Below are 21103 nucleotides of genomic sequence, written 5' to 3'. Positions count from 1 at the left end.
CTTGTTTTCCTGCAGATTTATTTTTTCTTTCGCCCACTTCGTTCCTTAAAAAATAAACGCACCGGCACCCGGTCAAGCCCAAGCCCCTCTCGGAATCGATTGGCAAGGTAGCGCTGATAGGAAAAATGGATACCTTTGGGCGCACTCGCGATGACGGCAAAGGTCGGCGGTGCTGTCCCCAACTGAGCAGTGTAAAACAGCTTGAGCCTTCTTCCCCTATACATGGGCGGTTCATGGTGTGAAACAGCGGCTTCAAGCAACCGGTTAAGACTGCTGGTCGGAAAACGCATATGAAACTGACGATGGACCTTGCCAATCTCAGGAAAAATTCGTTTAATGCCGTAACCGGTCAGTGCTGACACCCTAAAAACAGGGGCAAAAGGGATATAGTTGGTGGCCATCTCCACTTCATTAAGCAACCATTCCTGCCGTTTTTTATCGCCTTCAATCAGGTCCCATTTATTGAGCAGAATAATCAAAGCTTTCCCGTGTTCCTGGGTGTAGCCGATCACCTTGGTATCCTGCTCAGTGAGTCCTTCGTCCGCATCAATAATGACCACTGCGATATCGCAACGGGCAAGAGATTTAAGTGCCTTAAGGATAGAAAATTTCTCAAGCTTATCCGTGGTTTTCCCTTTCCGCCTGATGCCGGCCGTATCAATAAGCAGGTAATTATATTTATCGCGACTCACCAGTGTATCCACTGCATCGCGGGTGGTACCCGAGATCTCGGAAACCACCATTCGGTCCTGGCCGAGAATGGCGTTGACCATGGAAGATTTACCAACGTTTGGACGCCCGAAAAAAGCCAGGCGAATGGTATTTTCAGGTAATTGTGCAACTTCTCCGGTTGGCTCCATATCTTCCACCAGAGCGTTCATAAGCGTCTTGAACCCATAGCCATGATCTCCGGAAAGCGCCCAGAGCTGTTCCACCCCCAGTTCCCAAAAGGGAGCAAGCAGTTCATGTTCAATATCAGGACCGTCAATCTTATTGACTATATAATAGACATCCTTATCAACCCGGCGCAACATATCCACAATTTCAATGTCTGCCGGATTAAGTCCTTGCCGACCATCCATGAGAAACAAAATAATATCCGCCTCTTCGATGGCAAGCATCGCTTGGTGGCGGATATGATTGGTAATGGTATCGTCTTCGTCATCGATGCCTCCGGTATCGACCAGGGTAAAAGGATGTTCTTCCCAGACGACATGTGCATAGTGACGATCTCTGGTCACTCCGGGAGTCGGATCGACCAGCGCATCACGCCTTTTGGTCATCCGGTTAAACAAGGTTGATTTGCCGACATTGGGTCGACCAATCAGAGCGATCAGTGTATCTGCAACAGTTGTCATATTTTCTTATCTAATTGGGTACGGCATTGCCGGGTGAGGGTATAAAGAGCAGCATACTCAGCAGCTGCAGGTTTTTCAAGCAATGCGATGAGTGAGGTAAGGGCCGGGGCTAGAAACTGTTGAAAAAAAGGTTTCTGCCGAACCCGTGTTAAAAAGGCAAAAGCACCAAGAATCTGCAGGTTTCGCTGGAGAGAGAGCAGCAAGAGTTCATGGAAGAACTGTCGATGATCATACTTACACAGCGTATCAAGCTCCTTCAAATAGGTGCAGGTCAAATGATCACGGATCTCCTTTGCAAGCCGTGCGTAAGGGTCTAGCAGCAAAGAGGCCAGATCGTAGGCCAAAGGCCCCAGACGTCCGCCCTGGTAATCGATGATTCGGACATCACCGGCTGCAACCATAATATTTCTGCTTTGAAAATCACGATGCAGAAAAAATTCCGCAGGTGCTTTTGCAGCAGCCTGAGCAAGGCGGACACAATCATCCCGGACAGCCTCACTGTCAAATGTCAGTTCAAGGTAATCCCTGCAAAAGGCCTGGAGAAAATACCCGGATTCCTTTTCAAGCATTACCTGCATATCATACACAGGCGTGTCCCAGCACCAGGTTGGGTCAAAAGAGCGTGCTCCTTTCACCTGCATGTGCGCTAATGTTCGGACAGCCTGTTCATAAAGTTTAAGTAACCGGGGCGTCATCCCCTGTTCTTTTGCCAGGAGATCGTGAAGCCGACTGTTGCCAAGATCTTCACAGACAACCATACTGCAGGACTCAGCAAAACCATAAACAAAAGGGACGGGAACGCCTTGCCCCTGAAGATGGCGGCCAATGGCAAAAAAAGATCGCGATTCAGCCGTACCGTTACGGTCCCCTTCCGGGGGTAAGACGCAGACAACCTGCTGGTCCTTCTGCTTCAGACGTAAAAAGATACGGGTCGAGCCATCAGGCACGAGCTGGTCCACCTGCAATTGTGCAGGGATAAGGGCAATACCATGTGGTTGTAACAGGCCTGTTGCTTTTGTAATGATGGATGTATACTTGCCCATTGTTTGTTTACTCACCATCTCCATCACCCATAACAATCCGGTCTTCGATCACACTTCCGGAGTCCACCGTAGCATTATCCCATAGCACAGATCTGGCAAGCCTGGCTCCGCTGCCAACCACGCACCCTTTGCCGATGGCACCCCAGTCATCAAACACCGCATCAGAGGCAACCTGGGCAGCAGAAGAAATATGCCATCTACACTGCCCCTGCACATCAGTCAGCAGCTCCCGATGCAGATCGAGATAATCTGCGGGGGTACCAATATCACGCCAGAAACAGTTGTCAGCGCTAAAAATCCCAACCTGGCCGTCACGGGCTAACTCCTCGTAAAGATCAATGATGTGGAAAAAACCCGCCTGAGGAATCAATTCCAACACGTCGGGGTCTACAACATGAATGCCTGTAAATGCCTGCTTCTCGCCCTGGCTACTCTGCTGAAAAGAACATATTCGGTCTCCAGCGACGGAGACCGTATTAAACCTTGGGAAATCATGCATTGCCAGTGTCACCCTATATTGGTTGCACAAGTGTGTTTGATAAAGGACGGCAAGGTCAATATCATGATATATATCGCCATTCATCACCAAAACAGGCTCATTTACAAACTGCGGTAATGCTTTACGTAAACTTCCCCCGGTTCCGAGTATCTCCGGTTCATGCTGCACGTGTATGTCAGGAGAAATGGATAACGTTTTTTTTATCTGCTCCGCAAGGTGATGACAATTGACAACGATTCGGGTACAGCCGGCATCTCGCAGTTTGTGTAACAAAATAATCAGCAACGGCGTATTGAGGACAGGAAACAGGGGTTTGGGCCGATGTTCGGTGAAAGGCCTGAGCCGAGTACCGAAACCTGCTGCCAGTAATATTGCCTGCATAATTTAAATAATACCTTCAACAGGGGGAAAAATGATCGCACAGCAACAGCTTCGGCGTACTGTGCCGCGGCTTTTTTCATGGTATTCGACATACCCGGTGCATGCCCTCACACAACAAAACTACTTTTCCTATCATACTGGTGTGTTAACTTAGCCATTCCTTCAAGCATGACCAATGTTTCACATTTCCATTAAACAAGAAAAGTCTTGATATACCGTGAGGATTGATCTTGACTTGTGGTTCCAACAGCTCTAAGTTCACCCCTTTGTACAGTTTCCTTACTCTCCTTGCAACTACTCGAAATAAAAAAATGATTACTTTACTTGATTACGGTGCCGGCAATGTTCGTTCGGTTATCAATGCTATTGAAAAACTTGGCGAGACCGTTACCCCTGTTAACAGCGCAGAAGGCATTAATAATGCCGAGCGTCTCGTTTTTCCAGGTGTTGGTAACTTCGGCGCCATGATGCAGATTTTACGACAAAAGCAGTTGGTTGAGCCACTCTTACGCTACCTGCAATCGGGCAAGCCTTTTTTTGGTATCTGCGTAGCCCTCCAGGCTTTGTTCGAATCCAGCGAAGAAGCCCCGGATGAACCAGGCCTTGGCCTTTTGCGAGGTACGGTTAAAAAATTTGATGTAGAATTAGCGGTACCGCACATCGGCTGGAACGGGATCACCATCCATCAACCGTCTCCTCTTTTCGCTGAGCTCAAGGGAAACGAAAAGTTTTACTTTGTGCACTCCTATCACATTGCCCCGGAATCGGACGACTACACGCTGACAACCACTGATTATGGGTATAGGTTTGTCAGTGCCATCCAAAAAGACAACATTGTTGCCACCCAGTTTCACCCGGAAAAAAGCGGCAAAGCCGGTTTACAACTTTTGGAAAACTTTCTGACCGGCAACAAAGAGGCCGCCGTGCCTGCACACTGCCCCCAAACCACCAAACTTGCCAAAAGAATCATAGCCTGCCTGGATGTTCGCTCCAATGACCATGGCGACCTGGTGGTTACCAAGGGGGACCAGTATGATGTCCGCGAAAAGGGCGACGTGCGCAACCTGGGAAAACCGGTCGAGCTTGCCCAGGAATATTACGAACAGGGGGCGGATGAGGTTACCTTTCTTAATATCACCGGGTTCAGAGATTTCCCTTTAGAAGACATGCCCATGATCGAAGTTCTTGAGCAGACTTCTAAAAACGTTTTTGTTCCCCTGACCATAGGTGGTGGCATTCGTGATTTTACTGACTGCAACGGACGCCATTACTCAGCCTTGGAGGTTGCCTCTGCTTATTTCCGATCCGGAGCAGATAAAATATCTATCGGCTCTGATGCGGTTTTGATCGTTGAAGAGGTGTTGGCCCAAGGCAAAAGCACCGGCCTGAGCTCCATCGAACAAATTGCCCGGGTGTACGGCAACCAGGCGGTAGTTATTTCCATCGATCCACGGCGGATCTATGTCGAGAGTCCGGATGACGCTCCGAACCACCATGTTATCGAAACCTCTCGCCCGGGTCCCAACAAGGAAAAATACTGCTGGTACCAATGCACCATCAAAGGCGGCAGAGAAGGACGTGATCTGGATGCGGTCACACTGGCTGAGGTATGCGAACAACTGGGTGCAGGCGAAATCCTGCTCAACTGTATTGACCGCGATGGTACCAATGCAGGTTTCGATATCGAACTGGTCAACGCGGTTCGCACAGCTATAACCATTCCGGTGATTGCCTCCAGCGGCGCCGGCTGCAGTGAGCACTTCTATGAGGTCTTCACTGAAACAGAGGCGGAAGCAGCCTTGGCCGCCGGTATTTTCCATCGTAAAGAGGTGCCCATAGGCCTGGTCAAAGCCTATCTTAACCAACGGGTGGAAATTCGTCCTTCAGCATATTAGTTTACCACTTCATGTAAAGGGTCGTTCGACAACAAACGACCCTTTTCCCTTTCCTAAAAATTTTGCCCTTCCATTTACTTCACAAGAACCACGTTATATAATTAATCGTATACAGGTACTAGCGCTCATCCACTGTTCTGTCAGCCGCAGTGCAGTACCACTGGACGGCTAAAAAACAGTTACCATCCGTATCAAATGCTTTTTACGAGGTGTTTATGGACTGGAAACGAATTATCATTGCGATTGACAACTCACAAATGTCCGTAAATGCAGTCAATTATGTCGGCAGCATTACCGGCAAACTCACCGGGGTTAAGCTTTGCCTGCTCCACATTTACCCCGCCCCGCCGCCTGACTACTATCGCGGAGGTTCCACCCTCGACGAATACCAGCAAGACCAGCAAAAACAGGCCACATTTTTTCTCCGTAAAGCCGCTCAACATCTCAAAGATGGCGGTGTCCCTGAAGAATCCATTGCAACCCGTTGCCTGATGGCAGACAACACCACCATCAGCGAGGCCATCCTCAGCCTGCAAAAAAAAGAAAATTACGGCACCATCGTGGTGGGAAAAAGGGGAATCTCAAAGTCTGAAGAATTTCTCTTTGGGTCCATATCCAGTGCCCTTATCCATAACGGAAAAGACATTGCAGTGTGGGTGGTGGGTTAATGCTTAAATATACCTATAAAGACACGCTTCCGGTAGCGATCCAGGAAAAACTCGCAAACCACAGGGTTACCCGCAGCCTGCGTAGGCCAACCAGGGTGTTTATCGACACCACTGATTTCACCTCAATCGATTATGGCGACATCATTCATGTTGAGGATCGCTATTACCTTATTACAGCCTATACCAAAGAAGGGCGTTTCGGGGTCCATGAACAGATAAAGCCATGGGTACCTAAAACCGAAGAATTAACCACCGGCAAAAAATACATTCTGAAGCTGGTGTTTCATGAAACCTTTGACATCCGGCTGGGAAGCTACCTTATCACCTGTTACCGCAGCCCTGAAAAAGAGGCCGGCATCCTCGAGCTCACAACAGGGCACCCCCAATTTATGCAGGGTGAACCAATACTTGACGACGTCGGCAACCTCCTTCGAGTACTGATCCCCATCAACGGCAACAGACTTGACAAGTATATCCACAAACCTCAGTGTTCCCACCAAGACTATTTTTATAACCATTTGCCCTCCATCCTGGAACGGTATCTGGGGTGTATCAAAGCGATAGGCATTCTCCATGAAAATGGTTTTCGTCACGGCGACATCCGCCGCGATCATATTTTTGTAGACCGAACAACCGGTGTTTTTTCCTGGATTGACTTTGATTACGACTTCTACCTGCCGGAGAAACCCTATGCCCTGGACCTGTTCGAACTGGGAAATATCCTACTCTACCTGACAGGACGGGGAAATTACCATCCCCGAGATATAGAAAAAGACCCGGAACTGGGCCTCAAGAAATTAAGTGAAATAAACCAACGGGACCTGTCTCTGCTCTCGCAAAACAGGGTGGTGAATTTACAAAAACTTTTTCCTTATATTCCAACCAAACTCAACAACATTTTACTTCATTTCTCGACTGCCACCAACGTCTTCTACGAATCTGTTGACGAGCTATACAATGATCTGGAAGATGCCTTGGAGGAGCTCCCCCGGTAACGCCCATGGTGCCGGATATCAGATACAGGGCACGCCCTGATCATCTTCTGTCAAGCCAACCACAACAATGCCGGCTTTGTCCGCAGCCCTGATCATTGCCGCACGATCAAAAAGCAATGACTGTCCTGCCTCAACTGCCAGCACAGCCCCTTTGACCTCACCGATGGTCTGAATGGTCTGCTCGCCGGTGGCCGGCAGATCAAAACGGAAATCCTGATCAGGCTTTTTCAATTTAACAACCACTGCGCCGGAACCGGCCAGCGTTCCTCCACGGCGTATGGCTGCGTCTGTCCCTTCGATAGCCTCTACAGCAAGAACACTCCGGTCACGAACAACCACACACTGTCCAATATCAAGTTTGCCTATCCGGCGAGCCATGGACCAGCCGAACCGAATGTCTTCCCACTGTTTTTTATCAGGTTTCTTTTTCGTTAAAATCCCTCGGGGAAAAAACAGGTGATCAAGATAGCAGGTGGAGGCAATAACTTTTATTCCCTCCTGCTCAAGGGTATCAGCAACTGCGCGCAAAATAGCATCATCGAGTCGGGCGTCTATTTTATTCCATAGCGTGAGGCCCTTTAAATCAGGCAGCACATCTTTAAAAATACGGGTCTTGGTGATTGTCCCCGCAAAAACGGTTTCCTCGACCCCTTCCCGCTTAAAATATTTTATTATCTTACCGAGCTGGCCGAGTTTTACCCAACAGATCACATCGGCAAGGGTTTCCAACTCGGGCAAGGTCTCGTTGACATGGGCTATGGCAACAACCTTGCGCCCCTTTTTTTGCGCAGCTTGAGTAAAAAGAAGAGGAAACTGCCCTCCTCCGGCAATGAGACCAATGGCAGACATACCGGCTACATCCATTTATGATTCAACGTGTTGACGGCTGGGCCCATTATTCCAGGGTACGCTTAACAACGCCGCGTTTACTTGAATGGAAAAAATCGACCAAAAGCTGTACTTCCGGGCAGTCCATCATTTCTTCTTCTATCTGTGCCAGTGCATCTTTGAGCAGAAGCTGCGGAGAACGAAGCAGGAGTCGAAAAGCCTCATCCAACTTCTTGATGGTATCGCGCTTTACCCCGGCCCTGCGAAGACCTATCTTGTTTACACCGGATATGCGCATCTGATTACGGGTACCTTCCATGATAACATAAGGAGGGACATCCAACCCGATACCCGACATACCACCAACATAGGCGTAGTCGCCTATCCGGCAAAACTGATGGACAGCGACCAGACCGCCGAGATTAGCATGATTGCCGATTTCAACATGACCGGCAAGGGTCGCAACATTGGCCATGATCACATAATCGCAAATGGTACAGTCGTGGGCTATATGACTGTAGGCCATGATCATATTATTATTACCGATAACCGTTCGTCCATTGCCCTTGGCAGTTCCTCGGTGAATGGACACATATTCACGTATCTGGTTATCATCACCAATGACCAGCTCGGTTTCCTCACCCTTATAATGTATATCCTGCGGAGGAGCACCAATGGAGGTAAAAGAGCCAATGGTGTTACGGGCCCCGATTGTGGTCCGTCCGGAGACCATTGCATGGGCGCAGATACGGGTTTCCGGTCCGACGATCACAGGTCCGTCAAGAATAACATAAGGATCAATAATTGCAGTGCTGTCAACCTGAGCCTGCGCATCAACCACTGCTGTGGCATGTATACTCATAAAAAGTCCTATCCTAACTATTCAGCGAATAACAAGTAAGCTCGCCTTAAACTCGAGCTGTAACTGTTGAGCAGTACACCAAATGCGAACAAACGGAATGGATAATGAAAAGAATACTCTGGTATCCGGTCTTATCGTATGCAGCTGGGAGTCTACTGAATAGTTACAGCCTATCTAAAGGGTGCTGTCCTCTGGAACATGCACCCGAAATTGTTTTTCAGGCAAAAGTTGCCATCATTTCTGCTTCGGTCACCAATTCGTCACCGACATACGCATGCCCGGCCATCTTGGTAAGACGCGCCTTGTACTTTATCATTTCAAGCTTAAAAATGAGCTGATCACCAGGCCGAACGACCTTGCGGAACCTCACCTTGTCCAGCCCTGCAAAATAAACCAATTTCTCGCCTATCATCGATTGTTCGGTGAGATAGGCTAAAATACCGCCCGTCTGAGCCATCCCTTCCAAAATAAGTACACCAGGCATCACAGGCTCACCAGGGAAATGTCCCTGAAAAAACGGTTCACCCATGGACACATTCTTCAGTCCGGTGATGCTCTGTCCTGGCTCAAAATCAATAATTCGATCAACAAGGATAAAGGGATACCGGTGGGGCAACAGATTAAGGATCCCTTTAATATCAATTGGCATCTTAATTTCTTTTTCTGTGGTCATATCGAGACTCTCAAGTATCCTCGCCTTTTTGTACCAAGGCGGTAAGCCGGTCCACTTCCTTACGCAACCGACGCACTTCTTTTATCATTTCCGGCAAGCGACTAAATGCTGCCGTGGCCCTTCCCCATTTTTTCACATCAATTGCAGGGGCACCGCCAATCAGCGCTCCCTTGGGCTGACTGTTGTGGACGCCTCCCATGGCCGCTACCATAACCCCATCATCAAGATGAATATGGCCGTTTACCCCTGCTTTAGCGCCCAAGACAACACTTCTGCCGAGACTGCTGCTCCCGGCGATACCGGTTTGAGCAACAAGCACCGAGTTTTCTCCAATCACGACGTTATGGGCAACCTGCACCTGATTATCTATGCGAACGCCTGACTTAATCCAGGTGGTGCCGAAGGCTGCACGATCAACGCAGGTACACGCACCTATCTGCACATCATCATCTATGCGGACATTCCCAACCTGGGGCTTGGAATAGTGATTACCCATGGCATCTGTGGCAAAGCCAAATCCATCACTGCCGATAACAGCCCCGTGATGCAGGTAGACCCTGTTGCCGATAATACAGTCTGCTGCAATGGTAACGTTGCCGTAAATAACCGTATCATCGCCAATGGTAACCCGGTCTTCGATAACCACACCTGGATGAATGGTTACCCTTTCCCCAATGTGCACCTCATCACCGATGGCCACATGGGCACCAATGGATATAGCTTTCGCGAGGCGACAACCGGATCCGATAACCGCTGAAGGATGAATACCTGTTGCCGCATAGTCCTTTTTTAAGAGAAGGGAATGGATGCGGGCAGCAGCAATATCCGGCCTGTCAACGACGATCCCGGGAAGTTCCAGGGATTCGAAGCCCTTGGGTAAAATGCAGGCACTCGCCTTGCATTCCGGCAACTTTGCCATCATTTTTTTATCTACCAAAAAGGTAATTTCGCCCGGTCCGGCCAGGTCAAAACCATTCAAGCCATTGATTTCAACGGCACCATCGCCTACAATTTTCCCATCTACAAATTCAGCCAGTTCCTGGAGAGTATATGATCGCGACATTGTGACATTCTCCCTTGTAAAAACGGTGCGCGGCAATTGCGCTCCGCATGGTAATAGTTCCCCGCCAGCGGCTCGAACTTAGCGTATTTCTTACGCCTCGTAAAGAAAAACAGATGATCGTTTTTTTTCGTACTCAGCCAACTGCGGTTGCCAGGCCTGCTCAAGCTCTGCAATCGGCACCCCTTGCTCCAGTTCCTGCCGTATCTTTTTGCTGCCGATGATCAAATCCATGGGGAGCCGTTCAAATTCGTACTCATAGGGCGGTTCTTTGTAGGCAAAATTTTGCGGATACAGCATCAGCAAGGCCTGAAGCAAAACCAGACTGGTCTTGTAGGGTCTGAACCTATGGGGGGCGGTCACATGGATCTGGAACCCACTGCATGGTTCCCCTGCCCACTTGCCGGAGGTTGGTTCAAACATCAACGGTCGCAGCACGCACCCCGGTAATTCTTCCTGTTCGACATAGTGTAAAACCTCCTCAACCCGAACGTAAGGCGCGCCGAACATTTCAAACGGCAAGGTGGTTCCCCTGGCTTCGGAAACAGTCGTCCCCTCCCATATGACCTGCCCGGGATAGACAAGCGCTGTGCTCGCGGTTGGCATATTCGGCGAGGGAAAAACCCACGGAAAACCGGTTTCAGCAAAAAACATATCGCGCCGCCACCCCTTAACAGGTATGACCTCCAAATCAACATCAATACCGAGTTCCATGGCGCAAAAGCTGGCTAATTCGCCCATTGTCAAACCATGGCGCATGGGAATGTCGCACATGCCGACAAAGGATCGGCACTCTTTTTCCAAAACATTACCTTCTACCAGATGGCCACCGACGGGATTGGGCCGATCAAGAATAACCACCTTCACGCCCGTCTCTGCAGCAACTTCCATACAGTACACAACCGTCCAGATAAAGGTATAGACCCTGGTGCCAACATCGATAAGGTCTACCAGCAAAACATCCAGGTCTGCGAACATCTCAGGATACGGTCGCCGGGTTTGTCCGTACAGAGAATAACAATGAAGACCGGTTGTTGGATCGGTACTATTGCCGGACTCGATCATATTGTCCTGCTTCTCACTGAAAAATCCATGCTGCGGGGAAAACATGGAAGTGAGTTGCCCTGGAAAGGCGGCCAGAAGGAGATCACGGCTATGGGTCAGGTTACGATCTGTTGAGGCCTGATTAGAAAGCAACCCCAGCCGTTTTCCTTTAATCCAGCCAGGTTGCAGGCGACAAAGCTCTTCAATACCAATAGCAATCAAAGGGTACCTCTTTGTTGAAAAAATATGCTGATATCTGTAATTGTTGAAAAGTATAAACTCTTTAGCTAGCTCAAACGGCTTGTCCAAGCGGCTGAATCATAGCGGCATTCGCCCCTGCTGCAGGGTAACGAGCATTTAATGAGCCTGACTCTTACGACGCAACGCCAACCCCACGTTGGATCCAAAAATCAACAGCGCGCCGAACCAACCGACAACACTCAAGGCCGGATCGGCAGCCAGGATCGGCCCCAAAAGGGCTGCAAGCAATATACGGGTGGAAGAAATGACCGCACCTTCAACGGCAGTGACAAAGAAAAAGCCGTAGGTCAGCAGGTATTGGCCCAAAACGCCGGCAACGGAACAGGTAAAAAGGAAGAAAAACTCGCTCCTGTCAGGAATAAAAAGCTGGTGCCTGAAAAAAAACAACATGATCAACAAACCAACCCCAAACATGAAAAACAGGATGGTCTGGGAATCATGATATTGACGGCTGATGTTGAGGTAAATAATGGCAAAGGCAGCACAGAAGCCCGAGGCAAGTCCCCAAAAATTATGAAAACCCAAGCCGACGCTACCCGGGGAAAGAACCATCCACACGCCCACCAAGGCAATCATAACAATGGCAACCGCTATTGCATCCCGCTGCTTTTTCAAAAACAACCACGAAAAAAGGGCAACAAACAAAGGATAGGTCATATTAAGAATATTGGCCTCCGCCACCGAGGAAACAGCAACCGCCTTATAAAAACAAAAAACCGCTACGGTATTGGCAATGGTCCGGCCCAGTAAATAATGATAACGACGGGGTTGCAGTCGTTGCTTATTCCAGGCCATGCTCAGGCACACCACGATAAAACCGAGCAAAAACCGGGAAAAGACAAAGAAAGAGGTCTCAATATCGACAGTCGAATGGGACCAACGAATGATCAGTGTTGCCAGGTAAAAACAAAAAGCTGAACCAAAAACAGCAGCCCATCCATAAAATTGGCGGGTGGTCACCCGGCTCGCTGCCAGTACGTTTGTAGTCATAATTTTGTACCTAAATCTTGCATGTCAAGCATGACAAAAATACTTTTAGTTATGTTTTTCCAGACTGTTGTCGGCTTCATCAACAAAAAATCAGTTCACTTTTTATGTGAGTTACATTTAAGAGAATTTTTCTCATGCTTGTCCCCCTTCGGGATTGCCGATTTTACCGAATCTGCTTTGTTTGCGCACACTTGAAGTACTACAGTACGCCTGCGTGTACGCAGCCTCGCACCTTCGGCAAACTTGGCAATTGCAGGATTTAGGTTGTATTTATAATTGAAGAGTTGATGGCGTCGGTTACTCCTGCCAAAACCGAGCCCACTGCTCCACACCCGGTAACCAGTGTACAGGAGAACCATGGGGATGGCACCAACCAAGATTCCACGTATAATGGATGCCTTTTTGCCACAGATTCGCCTGCCAAAGTACCCATCCCTTGTGCGGAGGCTGGAGTTCATTACGTGAAATTTCCATTTGCAGCCACAAAATATCTCTGGTTTGCTTTACAGCCCACTGCTGGATTCGTTCAAGTAAAGAAGCCCCTTTATCTGCGAGGTAGTTGGTTAAATAGGTAGTATAAAGAACAACCGGGCAAGCAGGGTCAGCGGGAATATGCCGGATCAAAAAAGAATCCAGCTCCATCGGAAGATCGGCTGGATATAAACAAAGAGTGTTTCCTGCTGTCTCCATTGCACGAAGCACTGCAATGCCTTCCTGAAGTCTTGTCATGCGCTTTTTCTGATCACCCCATATAAACGATGCCAAGGTATATTCATCTTCTTTGCTTTGCAAATAAAAAGGCGCCCTATCGCACCCAATTCTGGAAACGACCCTCACCGTCTCGGCTGAACGATCCGGGGGAACAAACCGTCCAGAGCACTTGACCACAAACTCGATATTGTCCCCCTGCCCTAAGCTGACAATTTCCTTACTGCTGTCTTCAGCCACTAAAGTGTATTTACGCTGCTCTGCCAGTAGGTTAAGCCCTGCACTTGCACCCAGGTCAACAAGGTGCACTTGCTGCCAGGGGGTATACAAAAGGGGCAGCAACCAACATAAACCACGACCGGTTTCATTGGTCTGAACGCTTGCGGTTTGGATAAAAACTTCCAGATCTGCTTGCAGCAACAGAATAGACTGACGAAGAACCTGCGGCAAGTTTGGATCATCTGGGCTTTTGGTGCCATCAACTGTCGCAAAATACGCTGCCGGCTCTTTCGCCTCTGCACTCCCAGCCAGAACACTTTTATGGAGTCCAGCCATCAGTAAAAGGGGGACATCAAAGGAGGCGCGATTGGCTGCAGCCTGGACCAACCAGTTGCCGACCTGATCATTCTCATCTACAAGCCACTGCCCTATGATACCGCACAACCGGGAAAAAAGAGGGGAATAGCCGCTGGTGAATTGTTCTTGTTTTTGAAATCGACCCACCAGTTGATGGCGAAAACTCTTTTCTATGTCCATAGAGCTTACTTTTGACATCTCTGTTGTACCCATCACTTACTACGCACTCCCCCGTTGGGGTTTATCGCTGTTTGGGCAGCACCAAAACGGAAAAATACGTGCTTGAAATATCTTATGGATAAAGCCACCTCTCATCCCCGACAATGTATACTCTTTTCGAGGTGTTAGATAAATGGAAAAACAGGATTCGCTTAAGTAACAGGTGGCATTTATACAGCTCTGCCTGTTGATATAAAATATCAGCTTCTTGTAGCGGCAAGATCGAAAACTTTAAAGACGCTTTACATTTCCTCTTTCTGAGTCAGCAACGGGTAGCGTAAAGTAGATGGGGCCTTACGGTCATGACTATGGTATGATACATTGACAATAGGGTACTATAGGAACAATTAGTGCCTAACCCATAACCTCCCGTCTGAGATGAGTCCGCTACAGGACCATACACCATTGTAATCTTCGCCTGCCGTAAGAACCGCTTCTTTCATAAGGCGCGCACCATTGCTTCCCACATTCCGCTGAATTCTTTTTACAGGTGAATTCAACATCTGCAGAGTCTGCTCTGCGAATTGCGGATAGAAGCGATATTACAGAACAATCTTCACCGAAACAGATATGATGCAAACAATACTTCTTAAATTATGGAGAATCGTCTATTGACGGAAATATGTAAAAAGTGTGCTGAATGTTGTAAAAATTATCCTTTTATAACTCTCTCTAAAAATGAGATACATTCGTTAAAAAAATTAACAGGCCTACCAGCTCAGGTGTTTACAAACCCAATAGGCAAAGAAGTAGAAGAATATTTCTTACAATTCCAGGATAATGGACATTGCTATTTCTTAAAGGAGAATGAGGGGAGCTTTTCTTGTACCGTATACGATGAAAGACCAGGGATTTGTAAAAAATATCCCTCAACCCCCGTGCAGGATAACGTCTGCACTGCAAATAAAAAGAAAGTGCTGATTACCACTCATGAGTAAAAAACACTCACTTGAAACCCCGATCTGTAACGGACTGATGACATGGCCGATGGGTGCAAGTGAGTTTAATGTTATATTTCATACTACCTACTTTTTAATCAATACGAGGGAAACCAATGGCAAAACCCAATTATTCATACGAAAAACGACAAAAAGAGCTGGCTAAAAAGAAAAAAAAGGAACAAAAGCGATTAAAAAAATTGGAAAAAGCTACCCAAGAATCTCAAGCTGATCAATCTTTAACGGTCAATGGTGATACAAGTGCACCTATTGTTAATGACGACAACTAGAACAAATAAAATTAGAAGTTGAACAAGGCCAAAAGTCTTTGTGGATTCATAAGGGCATCTTAAATAACAGCTTTTTCTGCCAATTTCGGCGTTATCCTCAAAATTTTATCCTCGGAGGTAAGCGTAGACTCCGATACTATATATGCCTGTGGTAAAATTTTGAGCATACCTCGGAGTCGAGGCTTACCTGATCTTGATTAAAAAATCTCATTATTTAAAACACTGATAAAGAGCTCAGAGTAAAGGTATCCGGAGAAAAAAAGGCGGATAGAGGGAGCTCGCTGAGGCTCGTCGATGCACTCACCGTTATAATAATGAAAATATAAGAAATGATTGAGCCTTTTACGATATATCCAGAATCACTTATAGATTCGAAAGAAAAGGCCCAAAAAATTATACAGGATAACGCCTATTATTTTTATGTAATTGGGGTGTTTTCGTTACTGGCGGGCACATTTTTCATCAGCCGTAATGAAAATTCATTTGATATATCTTTTGGCTCGGAATTATTATTTGCTGGAACGTTCTCTATTACCCTTGCTTATCTGACAACGTTATCAACCCGAATTTCTCATGAACATTGTGTCAACTTAACAAATTACACCTAATTTCTGTATGTTATGTAAATTCAAATAGATTTGGCATTTTGTCACAATGTTCACCAAAGGTCAGTCCATCCAGCATCATTTTCTTCAGTATTTTGGCAATGAATATAGGCGACTATCGGAGTCTACGCTTACCTATTCATTGCCAAAAACTTTGAACCTGACGCCGCCTGAACTGATGAGAAATCCGGGCTAAAGAGTAGAATCACAGCAACGTTGCTAGCAATTGTAGCGTTGGGTCTATTTTTTCAAGGCATTTGGCTGGATTACGGTAATGCTTTCTCAATTTTCAAAGTGCTCATCTGCCTTTCGGCTTATCGGATTTTTAAAGCTACCTGGTATTACAATAAAAAATGCCTACATGCTGCCCCCGTTGCAAATATGATAGAAGGGGACAACCAGAGAGCGTCTACGGATAAATACCGTTTAGACTAACGGTCAAGCTCAAAAACACCAATACCCTCTTTAAATTTTACAAGATATTTCATGAAGATATCCCAAAAACAGGTCGGAGTGTTTAAAGGTATGGCTACGGCGATGCTTGTATCCTTACTTACAGTGACCCTGGGGATTATGACCGACCCATTTCATTTCCATAAACTCGAAGGGCTCGAAGGAAAATTGGAGGTTTTGGGACTGAGCATTATTCTCCCAACATTATTTTTGACTGCCTCGATAGGCCGACTAGCCAAATTTCGTTTTTTCAGCCCGGAGGACATAGATGGAAGTGGATTAACAAAGGGATCTGAAAAGGCTATAATATTGCAAAGTCTCCTGCAGAACACTCTAGAGCAACTTGTCATTGCAATTGGCGCATATACTGCTTGGTGCTTGGTCATGCCTGCAGCCTGGTTGTCCGCCGTACCATTATGCTCCCTGGCTTTTGCTATTGGCCGTCTCAGCTTTTATTCAGGATATCAAAAAGGCGCTCCATCAAGGGCTTTTGGCTTTGCATTAACTTTTTACCCAACGGTTTTACTGCTGCTATTGCTTGTATTTTATCAGATCGAAAAATTCATAATCTAAGGCGCTGTGCAAGCATGTCCATGCAACATTCAACGACAAAAAGGAGCAAAAAATGGTCGCTTCATTGATTAAACTTGTTTTGTCGAACCCCTCTGTTTCTCTTCTCTTCCTTGGGTTGATTAGCTCACTGATATCGCTCAATTTCAAGAAAAAGCCGCTAACGAAGTCCGTTATTATAGAAGACCTTGTTGCCTATTTTTTTCTGTTCAGCATTGGGATAGGATATCTAAACAACTTCCTTATGCATGTTGTGTTCGCCGAATATACGGCAAAATTCATTGGCTGGCCCAACAGCCCTTTTCAACTGGAAGTAGGCTTTGCCAGTCTTGGCATGGGCGTGGCAGGCCTCATCGCTTTTAGGCAAAACCTAGCCTTCCGAGTAGCAACTTTTATCCCTCCCGCCTTCTTTCTGCTTGGTGCAGCAGGAGGCCATATTTACCAAATATTTCAAACACACAATATGGCTTCAGGGAACGCAGGCACTGTCCTTTGGACCGATATCCTGTTGCCAATAATCGGCTTCGCACTACTCTATGCCCAGACAAAAATTCTGCGAGGAGCTACGAATTATTAAAAAAGTAGCAAAAAAAGAAGGTTACCATACGTTTTTCTATCGATTTACCAGTTGATCATTGAAAATGTGATACGTCCTTTCTTTTTCCCTTTGTTCCGCACTCGGCGAAGTCAAAGTTACAAGCTCACGTTGCCTGAAAAAACGACTTTGAAGAGAATTACCTTCAACTGGAACAGACTGATTTCAATTCGAAAAAAAATCACTCCCCCCAGTGGCGTCCTTCCATCCTGCCAAAAAGCCGGTAATGATCCCTGGGGCCTAGCACGCCCATGGAGCTCCTCCTCCCCCATACTGCTGAAGCAGCGACATCCGGATATCTGTCCCAGTAGGCCTGCGCCAACTTTTTTTCTTGAGCGATATCCTCGGGCCAATCTATTTCCGTATAAGTCCTGCCTTCCTGCCGACCATGATTACGATAATGATCTGCAGGACCTTTAATACCGAGTACTCCATCTTCGCCCCAGAGTTGGTTTTCCCGGACGTCGGGATAGCGTCTCCAGTAAGCTTTTGCCAACCTCCTCTCCTGTTGCAGATCCGGCGCCAGCTTATCGTACATTGCGCGCAGATATGCCTCGGTTCGGCGAGTGTCCTCATTAAAAAAAGGGGCTTGTACGGCATGGATACACCACAAAATAGCGCTGATACAACACACCAGGAAAACGACCGCCGGTTTCAACCACTTCACGGCATAGCCTCCAGCTCCAGCCAGCTGCTCCAGCCGCCCCTGTCAGCCCTGCGGACACGGACTCGCACCGGACTCACCGGGACCACCCAAGTTTGCCAATATCTTTTACTGAGCTTGCCAAAATCTTTTTTTACTCCGCGAACCTCCAGCTCGCCGTCAACCATATTGTCTCCGCTGCCTGCCCGGTACTGCAGTATATAATTGGCATCGTCCCTGCCCTGCCATTCAAAGTAAAAACGCCCGGCAAGCTGCTTATAACCGTACGCACCGCTTCCGGGTGGAAAAACCCACTGCGGGCCGCTGCCGACAAGGTTCTGCGCAGCATCTTCTCGCACCGGCCGATTTCGGGCGGTGTGTATTTTTGCCGCAAGCGTTTTTTCGAGCTCTGCGACCTGATCCCTATATAATGCATACCCATCGTCGTTTTCTCCAGGATCTTTCCCTAAATGATAAAGTCGCCTTGCTTCTCTGCCATCCTTATGTTTTCGCCACAGCAGCTTCCAGCGCCCTTCGATCACCCCATATTCGAAATATTTGATATTGGCCGGATCTTCCTCGCTGAATCCCCCGCCGGAAGTCATGCCGAACCATGACGCTGGGACTTGCTTTTCTAAAAAATTTCGCCCTTCGAGATATTTAGGGACGTTCACATCCAGCAGCTCAAGGAGCGTCACCATTACATCTGTATGGCTGGAATGGTCGACAACTTTGGGCCACTCCTGTTTTATCAGCGTCTCGGGCACCCATATAAAAAAAGGCACGCGAACGATCTCTTCATGCAGGTGCCCCCCAAGGTTGGTGGAAGCATGGCCCACATTTCCCCGTTCTCCATGTTCATCCCCGTGGTCGGCGGTGACAACTAGCACACACCTGTTACGCAGCCCGCTCTTGGTATACAACTCCCAGAACCGTGCAAACCAGTCGTCAAATTCCCTGGCATTTGCCGTATGTAATGCGTGGATGGCCAGCACATCTCCAGTTTGATAAGCAATACTCCCGGCCTTGATGTGGGTCGTTGTTCGAACCGCTTCAACCCTTTGCTTGGCCTCCTTATCAGCCACTAACGCATCGAGTGCAACTTCATATCCCTTGCCCGGCCGATATGGCAGATGGGTATGGAGATAATGCTCCCAGAGAAAGAAGTACTTTTTATCCTGTGCTCTTTGGGTAAGCCAAAAAAACGGATCAGTCCCCACATCATCGATACCAAGCCCCAGGTTGCGATACAGGTCCATGGTCATAAAACCCTGCAGTCCTGCCACCTGATACCCTTTATCGGCAAGCACCTCCAAGGGCAACAGCAGCTTACCGTCAACTGACTGCCCCCTTGTATGCACACCCGCTTGAAAAGGTGTCAGCCCTGTGAGCAAAGTAATCATATTGGAACCTGTCCAGCCACTGACAGCACGATGGACAAGGGATCGATGAGCGCTTTTTGCGGCCTGCAATAGATTGGGTGTTATCGACTCTTTCACCAAATCGTGGCGCAAACTCTCCACCGTAAGGAGAATGACGCTGATGCGGTTTTCCTTTTGGTACAGAAGGACACCTTTGACCACCAGCGTGAAAAAAAGGATGAACGCAAGACTAATGAAAAGAAAGCGATACCGCATTGATCACAACCGGGTAGCAGAAGAAAGAAAAAGCCAAACAACTGACAACCAGACAGCCATACCGCACGCTCCCTTGCAACTGCTGGTGATACAGTGCCCAAAAAACAAGAGCGGCGGACAACGGCAGGAACATCCAGTATGGAAGGGCAACGTTTTTATATCCTGCAAGGGGGATGATAAATGCAAGGGTACTCAGGACCAACCAGGCAAGATAGAAAAGCGCTGTGCCCCATCGTTCCGTGATATGTTCGGGCAGCAGCCTCTTATTATTCCCAACAAACAGTGCCCCTCCATGCCAGATAAAGCTCCCACCAAGTGACGCGACTCCATTGACTGAAATATCTCGCAGTCCGTATGTTCGCTGTGAATGTATCCCCTGGAGCAACTCATCGTGGACACCAAAAGCCATGCCGGCAAGCACTGAAAAAAACAACAGCGGGCCGCCCTGCAGTCTCCAGGACATCGCATAGCGGACCAGACAGGAAAGTGCCATGTATTCGAGCACATGAATTCTTTTCACCGGGTACCGGCCATCTGGAATGGCCAGCGCAATTATACACAGCAATACGCCTGCAACTACCCAGGGCCGACTTACCTTCCCCTCATGTGCCTGAGTCTTTAAAAAACGAGGGAGAAACACAAGTACCGACAGTACGGCAGCTATGGGAACGACAGCAATGACCGGTGTGGGAAGCAATCTGTTGAGCAGGGAAAAAACACCGTAAAGATGCACAAAAACAACCACCAATAAACAGCAGGCTGTATAGAGAAAAATTTGCAAAGGTAAGCTGCCTTTTTCCATCAGGTTACCACCTCCATCATGCAAAATACGAAAAAAAAGAGATGGCCCGGCAAAGGAATGAGATTCTCTTCATTTTGTCCAGTAAAGCAGAGTGTTCAACCGTTTGATGTCCTTCGGCGTAAAATATTTACTCTGTACAAAATACCTTCAAGATCGACCGGAAAACAAGAATTATTGAACCCTATAACGAGATATAGTTACCAACTCGTTGTTAAAACATAAAAAAAATTTAATCTTGGCAGACTATTCCCAAAAGACTTTAGCCATCTTTGTTTGTGATCCACACAACTCAATGCAAAGAACAGATTTGTTAACTAAAATTGTCGAAGTCAAATCCACGCCTCAATCTTGAACGACAATTCTAATTATTCAAGATGCCCTCTTTTTTTCACTGCTTTTTAAAGCAATCCTAATCTATCGCTAATCAAGTTCCGGTAATTGTCACTGGGTTTACTCAAGGAAGCAAAAGCACCTGAAGTCTTTTGCTGCAGGAATTGAAACGATTTTGAG

The 21103-nt window shown here is 47.5% G+C and carries 20 protein-coding genes; 7 read left to right on the top strand and 13 right to left on the bottom strand.

Going from position 1 to position 21103, the window contains the following annotated elements; genetic code table 11:
• Positions 1 to 17: 17 nt before the first annotated feature.
• From der to ACHZCY_RS19985, 3 genes are read right to left on the bottom strand one after another with little or no spacing between them, the layout of a single operon-like run.
• Positions 18 to 1358, bottom strand: coding sequence for a ribosome biogenesis GTPase Der (gene der / locus ACHZCY_RS19995; protein ID WP_205222520.1), 1341 nt, complete (start codon positions 1356 to 1358; stop codon positions 18 to 20).
• Positions 1355 to 2419, bottom strand: a complete 1065-nt coding sequence (locus ACHZCY_RS19990) for an aminoglycoside phosphotransferase family protein (RefSeq protein ID WP_319550137.1) — start codon at positions 2417 to 2419, stop codon at positions 1355 to 1357. The genes der and ACHZCY_RS19990 overlap by 4 nt, the downstream gene beginning before the upstream one ends.
• Positions 2409 to 3281, bottom strand: a complete 873-nt coding sequence (locus tag ACHZCY_RS19985; protein WP_319550136.1) for a sugar phosphate nucleotidyltransferase — start codon at positions 3279 to 3281, stop codon at positions 2409 to 2411. The genes ACHZCY_RS19990 and ACHZCY_RS19985 overlap by 11 nt, the downstream gene beginning before the upstream one ends.
• A gap of 311 nt (positions 3282 to 3592) precedes the next feature.
• Between ACHZCY_RS19985 and hisF the strand changes: the two genes are divergently transcribed.
• From hisF to ACHZCY_RS19970, 3 genes are all read left to right on the top strand, one after another.
• Positions 3593 to 5176, top strand: a complete 1584-nt coding sequence (gene hisF, locus ACHZCY_RS19980) for an imidazole glycerol phosphate synthase subunit HisF (RefSeq protein ID WP_319550135.1) — start codon at positions 3593 to 3595, stop codon at positions 5174 to 5176.
• 215 nt (positions 5177 to 5391) lie between these two features.
• Positions 5392 to 5844, top strand: a complete 453-nt coding sequence (locus ACHZCY_RS19975; protein ID WP_205222524.1) for a universal stress protein — start codon at positions 5392 to 5394, stop codon at positions 5842 to 5844.
• Positions 5844 to 6839 carry a hypothetical protein gene (locus ACHZCY_RS19970; protein ID WP_319550134.1) on the top strand — a complete coding sequence of 332 codons (996 nt, stop codon included), beginning with the start codon at positions 5844 to 5846 and terminating at the stop codon, positions 6837 to 6839. Before ACHZCY_RS19975 ends, ACHZCY_RS19970 begins: the two co-directional genes overlap by 1 nt.
• A gap of 18 nt (positions 6840 to 6857) precedes the next feature.
• Here ACHZCY_RS19970 and ACHZCY_RS19965 read toward each other — a convergent pair whose 3' ends face one another.
• The 7 genes from ACHZCY_RS19965 to ACHZCY_RS19935 form a co-directional block, all read right to left on the bottom strand.
• The gene (locus ACHZCY_RS19965; protein ID WP_319550133.1) at positions 6858 to 7688 is read right to left on the bottom strand and encodes an LpxI family protein; all 831 of its coding nucleotides are present in this window, start codon (positions 7686 to 7688) and stop codon (positions 6858 to 6860) included.
• Between the two features lie 46 nt (positions 7689 to 7734).
• Positions 7735 to 8529: an acyl-ACP--UDP-N-acetylglucosamine O-acyltransferase gene (gene lpxA / locus ACHZCY_RS19960; protein WP_319550132.1), complete on the bottom strand. Its 795-nt coding sequence runs from the start codon at positions 8527 to 8529 to the stop codon at positions 7735 to 7737.
• A gap of 217 nt (positions 8530 to 8746) precedes the next feature.
• Positions 8747 to 9202, bottom strand: coding sequence for a 3-hydroxyacyl-ACP dehydratase FabZ (fabZ, locus tag ACHZCY_RS19955; protein ID WP_324292247.1), 456 nt, complete (start codon positions 9200 to 9202; stop codon positions 8747 to 8749).
• 10 nt (positions 9203 to 9212) lie between these two features.
• Entirely contained in the window at positions 9213 to 10265 is a 1053-nt protein-coding gene (lpxD, locus tag ACHZCY_RS19950) for a UDP-3-O-(3-hydroxymyristoyl)glucosamine N-acyltransferase (protein WP_319550131.1), read from the bottom strand.
• 90 nt (positions 10266 to 10355) lie between these two features.
• Positions 10356 to 11528 (bottom strand): exo-beta-N-acetylmuramidase NamZ family protein, encoded by a 1173-nt coding sequence (locus tag ACHZCY_RS19945; RefSeq protein WP_319550130.1) that lies wholly within the window; start codon positions 11526 to 11528, stop codon positions 10356 to 10358.
• Between the two features lie 135 nt (positions 11529 to 11663).
• Positions 11664 to 12557 (bottom strand): DMT family transporter, encoded by an 894-nt coding sequence (locus ACHZCY_RS19940; protein WP_319550129.1) that lies wholly within the window; start codon positions 12555 to 12557, stop codon positions 11664 to 11666.
• Positions 12558 to 12854: 297 nt separating this feature from the next.
• Positions 12855 to 14021: a DUF2332 family protein gene (locus ACHZCY_RS19935; protein WP_319550128.1), complete on the bottom strand. Its 1167-nt coding sequence runs from the start codon at positions 14019 to 14021 to the stop codon at positions 12855 to 12857.
• 635 nt (positions 14022 to 14656) lie between these two features.
• On the opposite strand from ACHZCY_RS19935, the gene ACHZCY_RS19930 reads away from it, so the two are divergent.
• The 4 genes from ACHZCY_RS19930 to ACHZCY_RS19915 all read left to right on the top strand — a co-directional run bounded on the left by ACHZCY_RS19930 (position 14657) and on the right by ACHZCY_RS19915 (position 17493).
• Positions 14657 to 14998 (top strand): YkgJ family cysteine cluster protein, encoded by a 342-nt coding sequence (locus tag ACHZCY_RS19930; RefSeq protein WP_394713420.1) that lies wholly within the window; start codon positions 14657 to 14659, stop codon positions 14996 to 14998.
• Between the two features lie 116 nt (positions 14999 to 15114).
• Entirely contained in the window at positions 15115 to 15288 is a 174-nt protein-coding gene (locus ACHZCY_RS19925; protein WP_319550126.1) for a hypothetical protein, read from the top strand.
• Positions 15289 to 16379: 1091 nt separating this feature from the next.
• Positions 16380 to 16919, top strand: coding sequence for an MAPEG family protein (locus ACHZCY_RS19920; protein ID WP_319550125.1), 540 nt, complete (start codon positions 16380 to 16382; stop codon positions 16917 to 16919).
• Between the two features lie 52 nt (positions 16920 to 16971).
• Entirely contained in the window at positions 16972 to 17493 is a 522-nt protein-coding gene (locus ACHZCY_RS19915) for a DUF6790 family protein (protein WP_319550124.1), read from the top strand.
• Between the two features lie 199 nt (positions 17494 to 17692).
• On the opposite strand, the gene ACHZCY_RS19910 is transcribed toward ACHZCY_RS19915, so the two are convergent.
• From ACHZCY_RS19910 to ACHZCY_RS19900, 3 genes are read right to left on the bottom strand one after another with little or no spacing between them, the layout of a single operon-like run.
• On the bottom strand, positions 17693 to 18178 hold the full coding sequence (locus ACHZCY_RS19910) for a hypothetical protein (RefSeq protein ID WP_319550123.1): 486 nt from the start codon (positions 18176 to 18178) through the stop codon (positions 17693 to 17695).
• The gene (locus ACHZCY_RS19905; RefSeq protein ID WP_319550122.1) at positions 18175 to 19791 is read right to left on the bottom strand and encodes a sulfatase-like hydrolase/transferase; all 1617 of its coding nucleotides are present in this window, start codon (positions 19789 to 19791) and stop codon (positions 18175 to 18177) included. The genes ACHZCY_RS19910 and ACHZCY_RS19905 overlap by 4 nt, the downstream gene beginning before the upstream one ends.
• Complete coding sequence (locus tag ACHZCY_RS19900) at positions 19766 to 20593, bottom strand: VanZ family protein (protein ID WP_319550121.1); 828 nt, start codon at positions 20591 to 20593, stop codon at positions 19766 to 19768. The genes ACHZCY_RS19905 and ACHZCY_RS19900 overlap by 26 nt, the downstream gene beginning before the upstream one ends.
• Between the last annotated feature and the right edge of the window lie 510 nt (positions 20594 to 21103).

It is taken from the genome of Desulfogranum marinum (assembly GCF_963675105.2).
Taxonomy (GTDB): Bacteria; Desulfobacterota; Desulfobulbia; order Desulfobulbales; family Desulfobulbaceae; genus Desulfogranum; species Desulfogranum marinum.
This window is presented reverse-complemented; position numbering and strand designations above follow the sequence as displayed.

What these genes read in the sequence shown, in the direction of transcription:
- ACHZCY_RS19905 (WP_319550122.1), bottom strand. Translation starts at nt 19,791, where the DNA reads ATGCGGTATCGCTTTCTTTTCATTAGTCTTGCGTTCATCCTTTTTTTC.
- ACHZCY_RS19965 (WP_319550133.1), bottom strand. Translation starts at nt 7,688, where the DNA reads ATGTCTGCCATTGGTCTCATTGCCGGAGGAGGGCAGTTTCCTCTTCTT.
- ACHZCY_RS19940 (WP_319550129.1), bottom strand. Translation starts at nt 12,557, where the DNA reads ATGACTACAAACGTACTGGCAGCGAGCCGGGTGACCACCCGCCAATTT.
- hisF (WP_319550135.1), top strand. Translation starts at nt 3,593, where the DNA reads ATGATTACTTTACTTGATTACGGTGCCGGCAATGTTCGTTCGGTTATC.
- der (WP_205222520.1), bottom strand. Translation starts at nt 1,358, where the DNA reads ATGACAACTGTTGCAGATACACTGATCGCTCTGATTGGTCGACCCAAT.
- lpxA (WP_319550132.1), bottom strand. Translation starts at nt 8,529, where the DNA reads ATGAGTATACATGCCACAGCAGTGGTTGATGCGCAGGCTCAGGTTGAC.
- ACHZCY_RS19930 (WP_394713420.1), top strand. Translation starts at nt 14,657, where the DNA reads ATGGAGAATCGTCTATTGACGGAAATATGTAAAAAGTGTGCTGAATGT.
- ACHZCY_RS19990 (WP_319550137.1), bottom strand. Translation starts at nt 2,419, where the DNA reads ATGGTGAGTAAACAAACAATGGGCAAGTATACATCCATCATTACAAAA.
- ACHZCY_RS19970 (WP_319550134.1), top strand. Translation starts at nt 5,844, where the DNA reads ATGCTTAAATATACCTATAAAGACACGCTTCCGGTAGCGATCCAGGAA.
- ACHZCY_RS19925 (WP_319550126.1), top strand. Translation starts at nt 15,115, where the DNA reads ATGGCAAAACCCAATTATTCATACGAAAAACGACAAAAAGAGCTGGCT.
- ACHZCY_RS19915 (WP_319550124.1), top strand. Translation starts at nt 16,972, where the DNA reads ATGGTCGCTTCATTGATTAAACTTGTTTTGTCGAACCCCTCTGTTTCT.
- fabZ (WP_324292247.1), bottom strand. Translation starts at nt 9,202, where the DNA reads ATGACCACAGAAAAAGAAATTAAGATGCCAATTGATATTAAAGGGATC.
- ACHZCY_RS19920 (WP_319550125.1), top strand. Translation starts at nt 16,380, where the DNA reads ATGAAGATATCCCAAAAACAGGTCGGAGTGTTTAAAGGTATGGCTACG.
- ACHZCY_RS19900 (WP_319550121.1), bottom strand. Translation starts at nt 20,593, where the DNA reads ATGGAAAAAGGCAGCTTACCTTTGCAAATTTTTCTCTATACAGCCTGC.
- ACHZCY_RS19985 (WP_319550136.1), bottom strand. Translation starts at nt 3,281, where the DNA reads ATGCAGGCAATATTACTGGCAGCAGGTTTCGGTACTCGGCTCAGGCCT.
- lpxD (WP_319550131.1), bottom strand. Translation starts at nt 10,265, where the DNA reads ATGTCGCGATCATATACTCTCCAGGAACTGGCTGAATTTGTAGATGGG.
- ACHZCY_RS19975 (WP_205222524.1), top strand. Translation starts at nt 5,392, where the DNA reads ATGGACTGGAAACGAATTATCATTGCGATTGACAACTCACAAATGTCC.
- ACHZCY_RS19935 (WP_319550128.1), bottom strand. Translation starts at nt 14,021, where the DNA reads ATGGACATAGAAAAGAGTTTTCGCCATCAACTGGTGGGTCGATTTCAA.